The organism is Paraburkholderia rhizosphaerae, assembly GCF_004366595.1.
Classification (GTDB): Bacteria; Pseudomonadota; Gammaproteobacteria; order Burkholderiales; family Burkholderiaceae; genus Paraburkholderia; species Paraburkholderia rhizosphaerae.
The window spans coordinates 116,328-129,205 of the sequence record NZ_SORE01000015.1 but is presented as its reverse complement, the minus strand read 5'-3'; the positions used below and the strand labels follow the sequence as shown (position 1 = coordinate 129,205).

The window sequence follows — 12,878 nt, the reverse complement described above, 5'->3', positions numbered from 1 at the left end:
AGACCCACTTCACCGCTCATCACGCGCAACGCGTGCGCAGCACTCAATGCGCCGCAGTCTGCGTCATGCCGTTATGACGCAACAGCGCGTCGATGGTCGGCTCGCGTCCGCGGAACGCCTTGAACGATTCCATCGCCGGCCGACTGCCGCCGACTTCGAGAATCTCACGCCGATAGCGCGTGCCGGTATTCGCGTCGAGCACGCTGCCATCCGACGCTTTGGCGGCTTCTTCAAACGCCGCATACGCGTCCGCTGACAGTACTTCCGCCCACTTGTAGCTGTAATACCCCGCCGCATAACCACCTGCGAAGATATGGCTGAACGTATTCGGCCAACGCGAGAACGACGCTTGCGGAATCACATGGAACCGTTCGTTGATCTCGCGCGCGAGATCGTTCACGCTCTTCGAGCCGGACGGATCGAAGTCGACGTGCAGCTTCATGTCGAACATCGAGAACACGATTTGCCGCAGCGTGCCGAGGCCGCTCTGGAAGTTCTTCGCGGCGAGCATCTTGTCGAACAGATCGCGCGGCAGCGGCGCGCCGGTATCGACATGCGACGTCATATCGCTCAGCACATCCCATTCCCAGCAGAAGTTTTCCATGAACTGCGACGGCAGTTCGACCGCATCCCATTCGACGCCGTTAATGCCCGACACACCAAGCTCGTCGACGCGCGTCAGCATATGGTGCAGTCCGTGGCCGAACTCATGGAACAGCGTGATCACTTCGTCGTGCGTGAAACAGGCGGGCTTGCCGCCGACCGGCGCCGAAAAATTGCAGGTCAGATACGCGACCGGCGTTTGCACCGGGCCGTGCACCGGTTTGCGGCGGGTGCGCGCATCGTCCATCCATGCGCCGCCACGCTTGCCTTCGCGTGCATACGGGTCAAGGTAGAACTGCGCGACGAGACCACCATCCGAGTTCTCGACACGGAAGAAGCGCACCTCCGGGTGCCAGGTCGCCGCTTCATCGCGCCGGATGCGCACGCCGAACAGCGTTTCGGTGACCTTGAAGAGACCCTTCAGCACCGCGTCTTCAGGGAAGTACTGCTTGACCTCGTTCTCCGAAAACGAGTAGCGCTTCTGGCGCAACCGCTCCGCCGCGAATGCCATGTCCCACGGCTGGATATCCGCAAGACCGAGTTCGCCCGCGGCAAACTCGCGCAGTTCCTTCCAGTCCTGCTCCGCATGCGGGCGCGCACGCGCTGCGAGGTCTTCGAGAAACGCCATTACCTGCGCCGGCGATTCCGCCATTTTCGGCGCAAGCGACACTTCGGCGAAGTTGCGATAGCCGAGCATCTGCGCCTCTTCCGCGCGCATCTTCAGATGCTCGGCGACGTTCGCGGTGTTGTCCCAGTCCGGATTGCCGTTGCCGTATTGCGGCCCAAGCTCCGAAGCGCGCGTCACATACGCACGGTACATCGCTTCGCGCATCGGGCGGTGCTCCGCGTATTGCATCACCGGGAAGTACGACGGGAAGTGCAGCGTGAATTTCCAGCCGCTCTTGCCGTCGCGTTCGGCGGCCTCACGCGCGGCGGCAATCACGTCTTCGGGCAAGCCTGCCAGTTCTTCCTGGGTTGCGACGATGTACGCATAGGCGTTCGTCGCGTCGAGCACGTGATCCGAAAAGGCTTTTGACAACCCGGCCTGGCGTTCCTGCAGTTCCGCGAAGCGCGGCTTCTGATCTTCCGGCAACTCGGCGCCCGACAGGCGGAAGTCGCGCAGTGCGTTGTCGAGAATCTTCTTGCGCTCGGCGTTCAGCGTCGCGTAGTCGCCGCTTGTCGAAATCGCCTTGTACTTTTCGTACAGCGCAAGGTTTTGTCCGACACTCGACCAGAACTCGGTCACACGCGGCAGATTCTCGCCATAGACGGCGCGCAGTTCCGGCGTATCGGCGACTGCGTTCAGGTGGCCGACCACACCCCACGCGCGCGACAGCGGCTCGGTTGCGCGCTCGACTGTTTCGACGACATCTGCCCACGACGCTGGCGTCGCGGGTGCGCTGGCGCGCTCCACGGCGGCGCTCGCGTTCGCAAGCAGCACGTCGAGCGCGGGCGTCACGTGATCGGGGCGGATCTCGCCGAAACGCGGCAGATCGGTGAAGTCAAGGAGCGGGTTATCTGATGTCGGTCGGGTAGTGGACATATTGACTTCCTGTCTGTCGCATCGTGTTGGAGAGGCTGAAACCTGCACTTGCAGGGCGCGCAGTCGCGCCCTGTTATTCGACTATGGGGGCGGTGCGTGCCGTTTCCAGTGCGGATGGCCGGGAAAAAGCGGAAAGAACGCAACCACCGCAAGCACCGCGCGCCGCCGTCGGCCAAACCCAAGGATACGCATATTTGCACCGCAACGTGACAACGCTGCCGCGACGCTACGTGCGCTGCTGCACGGATGCGGTGCGGATTGCGGTGCACGGCGTCGGTGTGCACCGGGAGTCTGCAATGAGCAAACTAAGCGCGAGGTCGCATCTGCACGAAACGGCTCACCGCAGCGTCACACGGCATGCAACGGCGACATACTGATCGCCGCACGCCGCACGCCGCACGCCGCACGCCGCACGCCGCACGCCGCACGCCGCACGCCGCACGCCGCACGTTACTCGGCGCGACCTACAGATTGCCGGCCGCGCGTTCGGCTGCTTCGATCGTGTTGACCAGCAGCATCGTGATCGTCATCGGCCCGACGCCTCCCGGCACCGGTGTCAGGTAACCCGCGACTTCCTTCACGCCGGCGAAGTCGACGTCGCCGCAGAGCTTGCCTGCATCGTCGCGATTCATGCCGACGTCGATCACCGCGGCGCCGGGCTTCACCATGTCGGCGGTCAGGATGTTGCGCATGCCGGTCGCGACGACCACCACATCGGCTGCGCGCGTATGCGCGGCCAGGTCGCGTGTCTTGCTGTGGCAGATCGTCACGGTCGCGCCCGCGTCGAGCAGCAGCATCGCCATCGGCTTGCCGACGATGTTCGAACGGCCGATCACGACCGCGTTCGCCCCCTTCAGCGCAATGCCGTACGCGTCGAACATTTTCATGATGCCGTACGGCGTGCATGGTCTGAACAGCGGCTTGCCGGTCATCAGCGCGCCCGCGTTCGCGATGTGGAAGCCGTCGACGTCTTTTTCCGGCGCAATCGCTTCGATCACCTTGTGGCTGTCGATATGCGCGGGCAGCGGCAGTTGCACCAGAATGCCGTTGATCTTCGGGTCGCGGTTCAGTTCGTCGATGCGTGCTAGCAGCTCGGCTTCGGACAGCGTCGACGGATAGCGGTCGTATGACGAGTGGAGGCCGTTGTCCTCGCAGGCTTTTACCTTGTTGCGGACATACACCTCGCTGGCGGGGTTGTCTCCGACCAGCACGACCGCAAGGCCCGGCTGATGGCCGCGAGCGGTCAGGGCGGCGGCGCGCGACGCGACGTCGGCGCGAAGGGTCTTCGATAGGGCGGTGCCGTCAATCAGTTTGGCTGTCATGGTTGGTCGAAAATGGGTAGTCTGGGACGCGACGCGTTCGCCCCGGGCGCACGGTCGCGATCACTGCGGTCTCACTGCGGGGTCACGTCCGGGGTCACGTCCGGACTCACCGCCGCGAAGCGTGCAGCCGGCGTGTGAACGCGATTGCATGCGCATCGGGCTGCTGCGCGGTGGGTGATCGCCATGGTGACCGGGACTATGATGACCGCGATCGTGCGCGATTGCCGACATCATGATGCCGATTCGGCAACGCGCCGGCGCGGTTCGAGCGGCCGCACGAAAAACGCACGCGGCGCAGAAACTGCGCCGCTATTTCAACGCATCATTATACCGTCGCTGCCGTGCTCGCCGTGTTCGTGCGGCGCTGTGAGCGGCGCCGGGCGCTGGGCGCCGAAGCTGCGCGATAGCGCCGTGCATCAACGCATCGCGTTTAAGGGTGTGCCGGTTGCCACGATGAATCCGGATCGAACGAACGAATCGCGTCGACTGCGCTCGCCGTGCGCGGCCCCAGATCCTTCTGATACACCTGACCGTCCTGATTGACGATAAAGCTCATCACACCGGTCTTGCCGTATTCGGCGGGCCATGCGACGAGCGCGAAGCCTTTTTTCAGCACGCCGTCCTGCATATAGCTTTGCGGGCCGCCGTTCGCATGCGAGCCTTGTGCGGTCAGAATGCGGAAGTGGTACCCGTGATACGCCTCGCCCGGCGCGATACGTCGCTGCATCGTTGCGGCCAGCGGGCCGAGCGGGCTTTGCGGTTCGCCCGGCGCCGTGTCCCAGTACAGCCCATCGTGCTGCTTGGGCGTGCTGATGAACTTCTGCGCGTAGTGCTGTGTCAGGTTCCGGTAGTCATTCTGCGCATCGACATACGCCAGTGACGTCAGAATCGCCGCGCGCTCGTTGCGGCCGATGCGGCGCGTGAGCATTTCGTCGGTCGCGGCCGGTGTGTTGAAGCGCCAACCGCCGGCGACCTTCTCGATCGGGATAGGCAGCGTCCAGCCGTCATCGCCGACTTCAAGATGCGCGCTCGGGCGGCCGTTGCGCGGCGTCGCATCTTCGACGATTGCATGGCCTTTCGCCCATTGGCCGAGAAACGCGTAGATATCGTCCTGGCCGATCTCGGTGGTTGGTATGAAACGCGGGTAGTGGCTGCCGAGCACGCGCTTCATCGCCATGTGATCGTTCGTCGCGAGTGCGTTCACGAACGCGTTGGCGGCCGCGTCGGCAGTTGGATAGACGGCTTGTGCATGCGCGCCTGGTATGCCGCACAGCAGGGTGGCAGCCGCGACGAGCGTACCGGCCGCGCCGCGCACGATGTACGATGCTGCGCGGTGAGCCGCGGTGTGTGCCGCGCGCTGCGCGAGACAGGTCAGGCGCGCTGCGTGCGAAACGGGATAGCGGGTCATGTTGGGCTCCTTGTCGAATGTTCAGCGGCCGCGGCCAAAATGGCGTCCGCCGCCACCACCGAAACCACCGGACCTTTCACCGCCGCGAAACCCGCCACCTTCAAACCCGCCGCCTTCGAATCCGCCACGTTGACCGCCGCCCTCGAACCCGCCGCGTTCGCCGCCGCCGTATCCGCCTGCCCGGCCGGCGTTGGCCTGCTGGCCAGCGCCGTAGCGTCCGCCACCATTATTCGCAAACGATTCGCGGCTCGCCTGGCCGCGTTGCATGTCCGCGCGCGCGGTGCCGGGATCGCCGGCGCCGCGCAGCGCGTTGTCGCGGTTCAGGTTCTGCGCGCTGTTGCGAATTTCACCTGGGCTCGTGCCGCCGCTGCGGATGTCTTGCAGCCGCTGGCTGCCCGAGCCGGTCAGGTTTTGTCCGGTGCGCTGCTGCAACGCCTGTTCCGCCTGCGCACGCGACGCATCCCGGCCGCGATACGCATCGCGCTGCGCGGCCAGATTCGCATTGTTCAGGTTCGCGGTGTTGCGGTTCAGATTCGCGTTCGTCCGATTGATGCTTTCGTTGCGATTCCAGTTCGCCGTGTTCGTACTCGAGTTGATCCGGTTGTTGACGTTGATGTTGTTGTAGCGATTGACATTGACGTTCACATCATGCGTATTCCAGTTGACACCACCCCACAGCGAATTCGCGACCGCGATGCCGGCGCCGAATGCGAGGCCGGTTGCGAAGCCGGTTGCGATCGCATAACCGGGCGGCGGCGGAACGTACACCGGCGGATATGCAGGGTAGGGCCACGCGCCATACACGACCGTCGGGTTATACGTCGGCACATAAACGACCTGCGGATTGGCGGGCACGATCTGGATCGTGCTCTGCTCGACGATGACCTTCTGCTGCTCGGTCGTCTTCAGATTGCCCGCTTGTTGCGCCTGCTTGCGCAAGCGTTGCACCGAGTCCATTACATCGTTGGGCTGCGCGAGAAATGCGTTGCCCAGTTGTGTGACCCAGTCGGGTTTCGAAGCCATGGTCGCGAGCACCTGCGGAAACGCGACCAGCGACTGCACGCTCGGGTCCCACGGTTCCGACGCGACCGCCTTGACGGCGTCGTCGCCATGCAACTGCGAATTGGCTTTCGACCACTGCTCGGCTTCTGGAATCTGCTGCGGGAAGGTCGCAGCCATCAGTACCTGCGCGAGCAACGCGTCGGGGTAGAGTGCGATCGGCGCGGTCAGCGAGTCGAGTTGCTGGCTGGACACCTTCGCCGGTGTTTGCGCGTGTGCGACTGTGGGCGTTGCAATGCCGGCCACGATCGGCATGCCGGCGAGCGCCACACAGATCAGCAGCGCACGCTGACGTGTTCCGGGACGTTTCATGTTCATGTCCTCCTTGCTGCGTGATCAGCGGCTAGCGGATCAGAAAGACGACTAAAAAGCAGACAAAAATCCGGACAAAAATGACGAAGAAAAAGCGGCCCAGGAAGTAATCCGGAAAGCGGATGAAGCAGGGCGCGAAAAAGTGGCAGGCGACGCGTCAGCGCGGTTGTCGTTGATGTTTCTGTCGAGCTGCAATGGACTGCGGCGTAGCGCCGGTCAATCATGATGCATTCCTGAGCACGAATGGAATACTTCAAATTAGGGGGCAAAGGCAGGACTGTCAATCAACGGCACCAAGTTTTACGCTTCTGCCGTTTTATTCAAGGCCGTGTTGAAATCGCAACGACGATATCCATCGTGCATTCGTTAAAAAACGAATCGGGTGCACGCTATGTTTGGATAGCTAATGAATTGAAAACGCGCTGTGAAAAAGAAAAAAGCGGGCCATGGCCCGCTTTCGATGAAGCAAAGGATGAAGCGCTGCAGCCGACGCGTTACTGCGCCTGCTGAGGCTTGTTCGACAGCGCCAGTCGCAGCAGATCCGCGACGGTATTCACATTGAGCTTTTCCATGATGTTCGCGCGGTGCGCTTCGACTGTCTTGATGCTGATGCCGAGGTCGTCGGCGATCTGCTTGTTCAGGCGACCCGCGATGATCCGCTCGAGCACCTGATGCTCGCGCGCGGTGAGCTTGCCCAGACGCTCGGCGGCCGCGCGCTGTTGCTGCACGCTGGTGCTTTCGCTGCGTGCCTTATCGAGCATCCGCTCGACCAGCTTGCGCAATTCCGCTTCGTCGAACGGCTTCTCGATGAAATCCATCGCGCCTTTTTTCATCGTCGAGACTGCCATCGGCACGTCGCCGTGGCCGGTGACGAAGATGATCGGCAGCGACGCGTTGTCAGCGATCAGCCGCTCCTGCAATTCGAGCCCGCTCATGCCGGACATCCGCACGTCGAGAATCAGACACGCGATCTGCCCGGGGTGCTGGTGCGGCTGCCACGCTTCGATAAACTGCTCGGCGCTGGAGAAGCATTGCACGCGATAACCGTTCGCTTCCAGCAGCCAGCGCAGCGAGTCTCGCACCGCCTCGTCGTCGTCGACGACAAACACGGTTTCCTGTGTGGTGACTGGGGTGTTCATAGCTCTCCCGTAACGGTTTGTGGTGTCGGCGCCTCGTGCCCGCCGTTGCTCGGGCCGTCGGGTTCGCCGATGGGCAGACTGCAGTGAAAAGTGGCACCGGTAATGTGGCCGTCCGCTTCGACGTTATTCAGCACCCACAGGCGGCCGCGGTGAGATTCGATAATCGACCGGCAAATATTGAGGCCCATGCCCATGCCGTCCGACTTGGTGCTGTAAAACGGTTCGAACAGATGCTCGGCGGTCGCTTCGTCGACGCCCGGGCCCTGGTCGACCACGCTGATGCGCACATTACCCGCCTCGAGCCGCGCGACGACGCGAATCACCGGGTCGACCGCATCGGGCCGTGCGTCGTGCATCGCCTCGGCCGCGTTTTTCAGCAGGTTCACGAGCACCTGCTCGATCAGCACCGGATCGACATAAATGACGGGCAACCGCGAGCGGATATCGGTAACGATGCGAATGCGGCGTTTGCGGGCTTCGATTTCCGCAAGCCCAACCGCATCCGCGACGATATCGGCGACGCGGGTCGCCTGGCGTTTCGGTTCGCTGCGTTTCACGAATTCACGGATCCGCTTGATGATCATGCCGGCCCGCACCGCCTGTTGCGCGGTCTTTTCGAGTACCGGCAGCAAGTTGTCGGGCGTTGTTCGCCCAGATTTAACCAGCGCAACCGCGCCAGAGCAATAGTTATTGATCGCGGCGAGCGGCTGGTTCAGTTCGTGAGCGAGCGACGACGCCATTTCGCCCATCGTCATCAGGCGGCTCGTGAACTGCAATTTCTCGTCTTGCTGGCGCGCGAGCTCCTGCGCCTGCTTGCGGGTCGTGATGTCGGTTGCGATCTGCATCTGCGCAAGGTGGCCGTCGACCCACTGGATATACTGGCGCCGCACTTCGAACCATTTTTGTATGCTTTGCACATACACTTCCTGCGCGTCCGCCGTGCTTTCGGTCAGCGCGGCGGCGGGCAGACCGGCGTAGGTGTCGACCATGTCGATCGAATCGGATGACGCCTGCGAACTGTCGAAGCCGCCGCTGCCCGCCAGTTCGAGGTGGCCGTCCGGCCGGATGCCGAACAGGTGCCGGTAGTAGCGGTTCGCGAACAGCAGTTCGGCTTCGTCGGCCGCGAGCACCGACACGGCCGCATCGAGACTTTCGAGCACCGTGGTGAAGCGTTCGTGCGCGGCGGCAAGCTCTTCGCGCGCGCGCTTCGGTTCGGTGATGTCGGTCATCGACGACATCCAGCCGGTCTGACGCCCCGAGCTGTCGATCAGCGGCGATACATACAGCCGTGCATGAAACAGCGAACCGTCCTTGCGCCGCACGCGCAGCTCGAAACCGGACGACGGGGCCTTGCCGCGCAGCGTCATATCGAGCTGACGCTGCATTTCCGGATACGAGTCGCGCGGCCAGTACGGGAACGGCGCGGTCTTGCCGACCAGGTCGATTTCGTCCCAGCCGGTCATCCGGCAGAACGCCGGGTTCACGTGCGTAATGCGGCCGTGCATATCGAGCACGCGCATGCCGATCAGCACCGAGTTTTCCATCGCGCGCCGGAAGAACGCTTCCGCATACAGCGCCTGCTGCGCCTCGAAGCGCTGCCGCGTGTGCTTCCACAAGCTCCACAGACTCCACAGCACGAAGCACGACAGGCCCGCGACCAGCCACACGAGCGTGTTGTTCGTGAAGTTGGTCATCTGCGGATACGCATAGACGCGCACCGAGATGCCCTGGCCAGGCGGATCGAGCGGCAGATCGTAGAACGCGTCGCGCGGCAGGCGCGGACGCGTCGACGTGGTCGCGAGTTCGCGGTTGTTGATATCGACGATCGAGATCTTGTACTTCGCGGAAAGCTCCGGCGGGATGTCGCGCTTGAGCATCCCTTCGATCGAGAACACCGCGGCGATGTTGCCGAGGAACTCGCGATCGCGATAGACCGGCGTTTGCAGCGTGATAAAGCCGTTGCCGAGATCGTCGTAGAGGACCGGCGAATACACTTGCCGGCGGGTGGTGCGGGCTTCGGCGAACGCGGCCTTCAGCGCCTCGTCCATCTGCTGGTCATTGGGTTTTGCGAGGCGCTGGCCGAGCACCGGCAGCGGCGTATTCGGCCAGCGCGGCTGTAGCTCGGACGTGTACCAGTTCATGTAGAGGATCTCGGGATGCCCCTGCATGATGTCGGTGGTCGAAACCTGGAAGGATTTCGGGTCCGCGCGGCCCGTGACCAGATCGCGGGCGAGCGCCTGGATCTGCTCCTGCGCGCCTGTCATGGACAAGCGGATCTGCTGCTGCGCCCACGCGACGTTGCGGTACAGCGTGTCTTCCTGCTGCTGCTGCTCGCGCCGGTTGAGACTCCACAAAATGAGGCTCATCACGACAAGGAACACCAGAATGGACAGCAGCGGTGTCAGCAAATAGGAATTCGACCACCATGGTCCATGGTGCCAGCGGGACGGCGACGTATCCGCCGGCGAACCGGACGGTCGCGCCGAGCGTGCGAAAAGCCGATCGGTCAACATGGGTCGCATTGTAGCGCAGCAGGTCCGCACGAAATCGCGCAGAAAAGCGGCGAAACTCACATTAACAGGAGCAAACTACTCGGCGTATCAGCAGATAGGCAGTCAAACCAGGGTGCGCCGCAACAATTTTTCGCATTGTGAGAAAGCATCTCGCAATTCGAAAATTTTGTTGCGCGGACGTCGGGGGCATCATTAAAATCGGCCGAAACTGCCGCGGTCGTGCTTCGTCCGCGTCGTCCGTTCACGAGCGTTCCTCTATATCCAGGAGACGAGCATGTCCGCTGTACCTGACGAAGTCCTGAAGTACGTCGCTGCGTCGCAAGACGATAGCGATCCGCAAGAAACGGCTGAATGGCTCGAAGCGCTGGATGGCGTGATTTCTGCTGTGGGCCCGAACCGTGCTCACTATCTGATCGAAAAGCAGATCGAGTTCGCCCGTGTGCACGGCGAACATCTGCCGTTTTCCGCGAACACCCCGTACATCAACACGATCCCGGTCGCGAATCAGGCGAAGATTCCCGGCGACCAGGACATCGAACACCGTATCCGCTCGTACACCCGCTGGAACGCGATGGCGATGGTGCTGCGCGCGGGCAAGGACACCAATGTCGGCGGCCATATTGCTTCGTTCGCTTCGGCGGCGACGCTGTATGACGTCGGCTTCAACCATTTCTGGCATGCGCCCTCCGCCGACCATGGCGGCGACCTTGTGTTCGTGCAAGGCCACTCGTCGCCGGGCGTCTACTCGCGCGCGTTCCTGCTAGGCCGGTTGTCGGACCAGCAGGTCGACAACTTCCGCCAGGAAGTGGGCGGCCAGGGTATCTCGTCGTATCCGCACCCGTGGCTGATGCCGGACTTCTGGCAGTTCCCGACGGTGTCGATGGGTCTTGGCCCGATCATGGCGATCTATCAGGCGCGCTTTATGAAGTATCTGCAGGCGCGCGGCATCGCGAAGACCGAGGGCCGCAAGGTGTGGGCGTTCCTCGGCGACGGCGAAACCGATGAACCGGAATCGCTCGGCGCGATCGGCATGGCCGGCCGCGAGCGCCTCGACAACCTCGTGTTCGTGATCAACTGCAACCTGCAGCGTCTGGACGGCCCGGTGCGCGGCAACGGCAAGATCATCCAGGAACTCGAAAGCGAATTCCGCGGCGCCGGCTGGAACGTCATCAAGGTGATCTGGGGTAGCCGCTGGGACGCGCTGTTCGCGCGCGACAAGTCGGGCGCGCTGATGCGCCGGATGATGGAAGTCGTCGACGGCGAATATCAGACGTACAAGTCGGAGTCGGGCGCGTTTGTGCGCGAGCACTTCTTCAATACGCCGGAACTGAAGGCGCTGGTCGCCGACTGGTCCGATGACGAAGTGTGGAACCTGAACCGCGGCGGCCACGATCCGCACAAGATCTTCGCGGCCTACAAGGCGGCGACCGAAACGAAGGGCCAGCCGACCGTGATCCTCGCGAAGACGATCAAGGGCTACGGGATGGGCGAAGCCGGTCAGGCGATGAACATCACGCACCAGCAGAAGAAGATGCAGGTCGAGGCGCTGAAGAAGTTCCGCGACCAGTTCCGTCTGCCGATCTCCGACGACGACATCGTGCACGTGCCGTATCTGAAGTTCGAAGAAGGCTCGAAGGAACTCGAATACATGCGTGCCCGCCGTCAGGAGCTGGGCGGCTATCTGCCGGCGCGCCGGCAGAAGGCGCAATCGCTGCCGGTGCCGGAACTCGCTGCGTTCGAGCCGCTGCTGAAGGGCACCGGCGAAGGCCGCGAGATTTCGACGACGATGGCGTTCGTGCGCATTCTGAACATCCTGCTGAAGGACAAGGCGCTCGGCAAACGGGTGGTGCCGATCGTGCCGGACGAGTCGCGCACGTTCGGCATGGAAGGCCTGTTCCGCCAGATCGGTATCTGGAATCAGGACGGCCAGAAGTACGTGCCGGAAGACTCCGACCAGCTGATGTTCTACAAGGAATCGGAAACCGGCCAGATCCTGCAGGAAGGCATCAACGAGGCCGGCGGCATGTCGGACTGGATCGCTGCGGCGACGTCGTACTCGACGCACAACGAGATCATGATCCCGTTCTACATCTACTATTCGATGTTCGGGTTCCAGCGTGTCGGCGACCTCGCATGGGCAGCGGGCGACATGCGCTCGCGCGGCTTCCTGCTCGGCGGCACCGCGGGCCGCACGACGCTGAACGGCGAGGGCCTGCAGCACGAAGACGGCCACTCGCTGCTGTGGGCATCGTCCATTCCGAACTGCATCAACTACGACCCGACGTTCGGCTACGAACTCGCGGTGATCATCCAGGACGGCCTGCGCCGCATGGTGCAGGAGCAGGAGGACGTGTTCTATTACCTGACGGTGATGAACGAAAACTACGAACACCCGGCGATTCCGCAGGGCGAACACGTAGCGAAGGACATCATCAAGGGCATGTACTCGTTCCGTAAGGCCGAGGCTGATGCCAAGGCGCCGCGCGTGCAGCTGATGGGCGCGGGCACGATCTTCAACGAAGTGATTGCCGCGGCGGACCTGCTGAAGAACGACTGGGGCGTCGCCGCCGATCTCTGGAGCGTGCCGAGCTTCACCGAACTCGCGCGCGAAGGTCACGAAGTGCAGCGCTGGAACCTGCTGCATCCGACCGAAGAGAAGAAGGTCTCGCACGTCGAGAAGCTGCTGAAGGATGCAAAGGGTCCGGTGATCGCGTCGACCGACTACGTGCGCGCGCTGACCGAGCAGATCCGCGCATTCGTGCCGCAGCGCTTCGTCGTGCTGGGCACCGACGGCTTCGGCCGTTCGGATACGCGCGAACAGCTGCGTCACTTCTTCGAAGTCGACCGCTACTGGGTCACCGTGGCTGCGCTGAATGCGCTGGCCGATGAGGGTACGATTGAGCGCAAGGTCGTGGCCGACGCGCTGAAGAAGTACAACCTCGACCCGTCCAAACCCAACCCGATGACCGTCTAACTCGT

The 12,878-nt window shown here is 62.9% G+C and carries 8 protein-coding genes and 1 pseudogene; 3 read left to right on the top strand and 6 right to left on the bottom strand.

The annotated features are described in order from the left end of the window. Window positions 1-43: 43 nt before the first annotated feature. The 4 genes from BX592_RS20195 to BX592_RS20180 all read right to left on the bottom strand — a co-directional run bounded on the left by BX592_RS20195 (window position 44) and on the right by BX592_RS20180 (window position 6,247). A complete protein-coding gene (locus tag BX592_RS20195) occupies window positions 44-2,146 on the bottom strand; it encodes a M3 family metallopeptidase (RefSeq protein ID WP_134193772.1) in 2,103 nt (700 codons plus the stop codon). Window positions 2,147-2,610: 464 nt separating this feature from the next. After that, window positions 2,611-3,468: a bifunctional methylenetetrahydrofolate dehydrogenase/methenyltetrahydrofolate cyclohydrolase FolD gene (gene folD / locus BX592_RS20190; protein ID WP_134193770.1), complete on the bottom strand. Its 858-nt coding sequence runs from the start codon at window positions 3,466-3,468 to the stop codon at window positions 2,611-2,613. A 430-nt stretch (window positions 3,469-3,898) separates the two neighbouring features. After that, on the bottom strand, window positions 3,899-4,876 hold the full coding sequence (locus BX592_RS20185) for a DUF2950 domain-containing protein (RefSeq protein ID WP_134193768.1): 978 nt from the start codon (window positions 4,874-4,876) through the stop codon (window positions 3,899-3,901). Between the two features lie 21 nt (window positions 4,877-4,897). Continuing rightward, window positions 4,898-6,247 (bottom strand): DUF3300 domain-containing protein, encoded by a 1,350-nt coding sequence (locus tag BX592_RS20180; protein WP_134193766.1) that lies wholly within the window; start codon window positions 6,245-6,247, stop codon window positions 4,898-4,900. A gap of 243 nt (window positions 6,248-6,490) precedes the next feature. Between BX592_RS20180 and BX592_RS20175 the strand changes: the two genes are divergently transcribed. Beyond that, window positions 6,491-6,757, top strand: a complete 267-nt coding sequence (locus tag BX592_RS20175) for a hypothetical protein (protein WP_134193764.1) — start codon at window positions 6,491-6,493, stop codon at window positions 6,755-6,757. On the opposite strand, the gene fixJ is transcribed toward BX592_RS20175, so the two are convergent. Next, window positions 6,742-7,386 (bottom strand): oxygen response regulator transcription factor FixJ, encoded by a 645-nt coding sequence (fixJ, locus tag BX592_RS20170; RefSeq protein ID WP_134193762.1) that lies wholly within the window; start codon window positions 7,384-7,386, stop codon window positions 6,742-6,744. The genes BX592_RS20175 and fixJ overlap by 16 nt on opposite strands. After that, window positions 7,383-9,899: an oxygen sensor histidine kinase FixL gene (gene fixL / locus BX592_RS20165; protein WP_134193760.1), complete on the bottom strand. Its 2,517-nt coding sequence runs from the start codon at window positions 9,897-9,899 to the stop codon at window positions 7,383-7,385. The genes fixJ and fixL overlap by 4 nt, the downstream gene beginning before the upstream one ends. Between fixL and BX592_RS35225 the strand changes: the two are divergent. Together BX592_RS35225 and aceE are read left to right on the top strand one after the other, a co-directional pair. After that, window positions 9,819-10,095 (top strand): annotated as a pseudogene (locus tag BX592_RS35225) (hypothetical protein). The gene fixL and the pseudogene BX592_RS35225 overlap by 81 nt on opposite strands. Window positions 10,096-10,173: 78 nt before the next feature. Next, window positions 10,174-12,873, top strand: a complete 2,700-nt coding sequence (gene aceE / locus BX592_RS20160) for a pyruvate dehydrogenase (acetyl-transferring), homodimeric type (RefSeq protein ID WP_134193758.1) — start codon at window positions 10,174-10,176, stop codon at window positions 12,871-12,873. The last annotated feature ends 5 nt before the right edge of the window (window positions 12,874-12,878 follow it).

Excerpts from the sequence above, each read along its gene's own strand:
- aceE (WP_134193758.1), top strand. The coding sequence starts at position 10,174 with ATGTCCGCTGTACCTGACGAAGTCCTGAAGTACGTCGCTGCGTCGCAA.
- BX592_RS20185 (WP_134193768.1), bottom strand. The coding sequence starts at position 4,876 with ATGACCCGCTATCCCGTTTCGCACGCAGCGCGCCTGACCTGTCTCGCG.
- fixJ (WP_134193762.1), bottom strand. The coding sequence starts at position 7,386 with ATGAACACCCCAGTCACCACACAGGAAACCGTGTTTGTCGTCGACGAC.
- BX592_RS20175 (WP_134193764.1), top strand. The coding sequence starts at position 6,491 with ATGGAATACTTCAAATTAGGGGGCAAAGGCAGGACTGTCAATCAACGG.
- folD (WP_134193770.1), bottom strand. The coding sequence starts at position 3,468 with ATGACAGCCAAACTGATTGACGGCACCGCCCTATCGAAGACCCTTCGC.
- fixL (WP_134193760.1), bottom strand. The coding sequence starts at position 9,899 with ATGTTGACCGATCGGCTTTTCGCACGCTCGGCGCGACCGTCCGGTTCG.
- BX592_RS20195 (WP_134193772.1), bottom strand. The coding sequence starts at position 2,146 with ATGTCCACTACCCGACCGACATCAGATAACCCGCTCCTTGACTTCACC.
- BX592_RS20180 (WP_134193766.1), bottom strand. The coding sequence starts at position 6,247 with ATGAAACGTCCCGGAACACGTCAGCGTGCGCTGCTGATCTGTGTGGCG.